The following is a 2791-nucleotide window of genomic DNA, read 5'->3' as shown; positions in this document are numbered from 1 at the left end:
CACAGGGCGCTGCGCTTCTCGGCCTCGGCGTCGGCGGGGTCGGGGCGGGCGGAGGTGAAGAAGAGGGTGCCGTCCGCGGCGAACTGTGCGCCGGCCTCGCCCTCGCGGGAGCGGGTCAGGCGGTGGGCGGGGCGCTCGCCCGCGGGGTCGACCTCCCAGAGGGCGGTGGCGTAGCCGGTGCCCTTCGCGTCCCGGGTGGCGACGGTGGTCACCAGGCGGGCGCCGTCCGGGCTGAGGGTGAGACCGGCCACGCGCGGCAGGGCGGTGAAGGCGTCGAGGTCGTGGAAGGGGGTGGCGGGGGTGTCCGCGGTGTCCGGGGTGGAGGTCATGCGTTCGTTTCTATCGGCCCGCACGTGATCCGGGCAACACGGAGGGCGGCGGGGTGGTGGCATCGACGGCGGGCCGCCCCGGTGCCCGCCGCGCCTCAGGCGCCGGGCCGCGTGCCGGCGTCGGCCCGGATCTGCTGGAGCTGCTCGCCGAGCCAGTCGACGTACTCGCCCATCCACTCCCCCGTGGCCTGATGGTTCCAGCTCTGGCCGACCACCGGCTGCGGGAAGACGACGGCGTCCGAGAGGGTGTCCCGCAGCGCGAGGGCGGGCCCCTCCTCATCCGCGACCGTCACCCACTGCATGCCGTGGCGCGCGCCCAGGTGCTCGCCGAGCAGCACCGCGACGACGTCCAGCAGCACCGCCAGCTCCTCGGGGTCCAGCTCCTCGGCTTCGGCCTGCGAGCGGGCCAGCACGGCGTCGTAGTAGGCGGCGACCGCGTCCAGGTCCAGGTGGTCCACGCCCTCCTGCGCGGCGAAGTCGCGGCGGACGCGCACCCACTCCCGCTCGGGCTCGGTCAGGGGGCTCATCTCGGGCTGGTCGGTCATGGCCTCCATCCTGCCAGGCGCGTCGGGCGCCGCCGTCGCCGGAACCGACGGTGCCAGCCGCGCTTTCGTTCGAGAAACGGCGGCGTGTCGCAGCGCTTTCGTTCGGGAAACGGCGAGGAGCCGGGGGACGGACCGCCTGAGGCCTCCGTTTCACCAGCGAAAACGCTCGTGGACGCGCCCATCTCGGCACCGAGAACGCATGCGCGGCCGAGCTGACCGTCGTCGTCCGCCGCCCCCGCCCGGACTTGAGACACTGGCCCCATGCGCATCATGACCGTCTGCCTGGGGAACATCTGCCGCTCGCCCGCCGCCGAGGCCGTGCTGAACCGCAAGCTCGCGGAGGCTGGTCTCGACGACGTCGAGGTCACCTCCGCCGGCACGTCCGGCGAGCACGTGGGCGCCCGGCCGCATCACCTCACCCGCGAGGTCGGCGGCGAACTGGGCTACCAGTTCCCGACGGTGGGGGTGCAGCTGTCCGCCGACCTCATGGACGACGCCGACCTGATCCTCGCGATGGACGAGTCCAACCTCGCCGATGCGCGGCGGCTCGCGACCACGGACGAGCAGCGGGACCGGATCCACCTGATGGGCGAGTTCGCGTCGGATGCGGACAGCGCCGGGGTGCGCGAGGTCCCCGATCCGTATGGGTATCCGCGGCCGCAGTTCGAGGAGATGTACCGGCAGATCGAGGACGCAGCAGACGGCGTCGTCGCCGCGATCCGCGACGGGCGCCTCTGACGGCCGGGGCGCGGTCTCGGGGTCCCGTCCCAGCGACGCGAACGCCGCCGGACCCGCCGTTTCCCGAACGAAAACGATCCGGGACCCGCCGTTTCCCGAACGAAAGCGGGGGCGGCGGGGGGGTCGGTCAGTCGTCGTGGGGGTCGTCGGAGCCGTCGAGGACCTCGCGCAGCCGCGCCGCCGCGTCCGCGCGCAGCGTGCCGCGGGTCTCGGCGCGGTCGGTCGTCGCGCGGGCGAGGGTCTCCCACACGGCACGCACGTCGGCGGGCAATCCCCCGGCCTCGAGCTCGCCGAGGGTCTCGCGGTGGGTCCGCAGCGTGTCGACGTCACCGCGGGCGACGGGGCCGGTGAGGGCGCCGTCGCCGTCGGTGAGCGCGTTCTCCAGGGCGGCGGTCATGAGCGAGCGCAGCACCCGCTCCGGGTCGGCCACCCCGATCGTCTCGAGGATCTGACGGGCCTGCGCCGTCAGCGTCACCAGGTGGTTCGACCCGTGGGACAGCGCCAGGTGGTAGGCCGCCCGGTCGGCCTCCTTCACGACCACGGGCTCGCCGCCCATCTCCACCACGAGCGCCTGGGCCACGGGCAGCACCACGGGGTCAGCGGTCACGCCGAACACGCAGTCCTGCAGCCGGGCGACGTCGAGGCTCAGCCCCGTGAACGTCATGGCCGGATGGATCGCCAGGGGGATCGCCCCGTGCGCGCGCACCGGCTCCATCACCCCCACCCCGTAGCGGCCGGAGGTGTGCACGAGCAGGTGGCCGGTCTGCACGTGGCCCGCGGCGGCCAGGCCGGTCACGAGCTCGCCCAGCGCGTCGTCCGGGACGGCGAAGACGACCATCTCGGAGCGGCGCAGGATCTCGGGGATCTCCAGGACGGGCACGCCCGGCAGGAGCATCTCCGCGCGGTCCCGCGAGGCCTCGGAGACGGCGTGCACGCCCGTGATCGTGTGGCCCGCAGCCCGCAGCGCCGAGCCCAGCACGGCCCCCACCCGGCCCGCGCTCACCACGCCGACGCCCAGCCGCCCGGGCCGCTGCGCCGGGTCGTGCGGGTCCAGGCTCAGGTCGAGTCCGCCGGTCATCGCTCCTCCTCGCCGCGCACAGCGGGGACGTCTGCCCCGCTCTCCTCCCCGACGACGGCGCCGCCGCCGACGCCGGCCCGCGCCAGTTCGCGGCGGCCCAA

Annotated in this window: 3 protein-coding genes and 1 pseudogene; 1 reads left to right on the top strand and 3 read right to left on the bottom strand. The window is 74.8% G+C overall.

All coding sequences use genetic code 11. From position 1 onward, the window contains the following. Positions 1-329: pseudogene (locus D8M29_RS10650) on the bottom strand (S9 family peptidase); the annotation flags it as partial. Between the two features lie 95 nt (positions 330-424). Then, the gene (locus D8M29_RS10645) at positions 425-874 is read right to left on the bottom strand and encodes a DUF3806 domain-containing protein (protein WP_020625300.1); all 450 of its coding nucleotides are present in this window, start codon (positions 872-874) and stop codon (positions 425-427) included. 261 nt (positions 875-1135) lie between these two features. Between D8M29_RS10645 and D8M29_RS10640 the strand changes: the two genes are divergently transcribed. Then, on the top strand, positions 1136-1612 hold the full coding sequence (locus D8M29_RS10640) for a low molecular weight protein-tyrosine-phosphatase (protein WP_036316216.1): 477 nt from the start codon (positions 1136-1138) through the stop codon (positions 1610-1612). Between the two features lie 127 nt (positions 1613-1739). Here D8M29_RS10640 and D8M29_RS10635 read toward each other — a convergent pair whose 3' ends face one another. After that, positions 1740-2690 carry a Rossmann-like and DUF2520 domain-containing protein gene (locus tag D8M29_RS10635; protein ID WP_036337199.1) on the bottom strand — a complete coding sequence of 317 codons (951 nt, stop codon included), beginning with the start codon at positions 2688-2690 and terminating at the stop codon, positions 1740-1742. Positions 2691-2791 lie beyond the last annotated feature (101 nt).

This window comes from Micrococcus sp. HSID17227 (genome assembly GCF_003989405.1).
In the GTDB taxonomy this organism is placed as follows: Bacteria; Actinomycetota; Actinomycetes; order Actinomycetales; family Micrococcaceae; genus Micrococcus; species Micrococcus luteus.
This window is presented reverse-complemented; position numbering and strand designations above follow the sequence as displayed.

Excerpts from the sequence above, each read along its gene's own strand:
- D8M29_RS10645 (WP_020625300.1), bottom strand. The coding sequence starts at position 874 with ATGACCGACCAGCCCGAGATGAGCCCCCTGACCGAGCCCGAGCGGGAG.
- D8M29_RS10640 (WP_036316216.1), top strand. The coding sequence starts at position 1,136 with ATGCGCATCATGACCGTCTGCCTGGGGAACATCTGCCGCTCGCCCGCC.
- D8M29_RS10635 (WP_036337199.1), bottom strand. The coding sequence starts at position 2,690 with ATGACCGGCGGACTCGACCTGAGCCTGGACCCGCACGACCCGGCGCAG.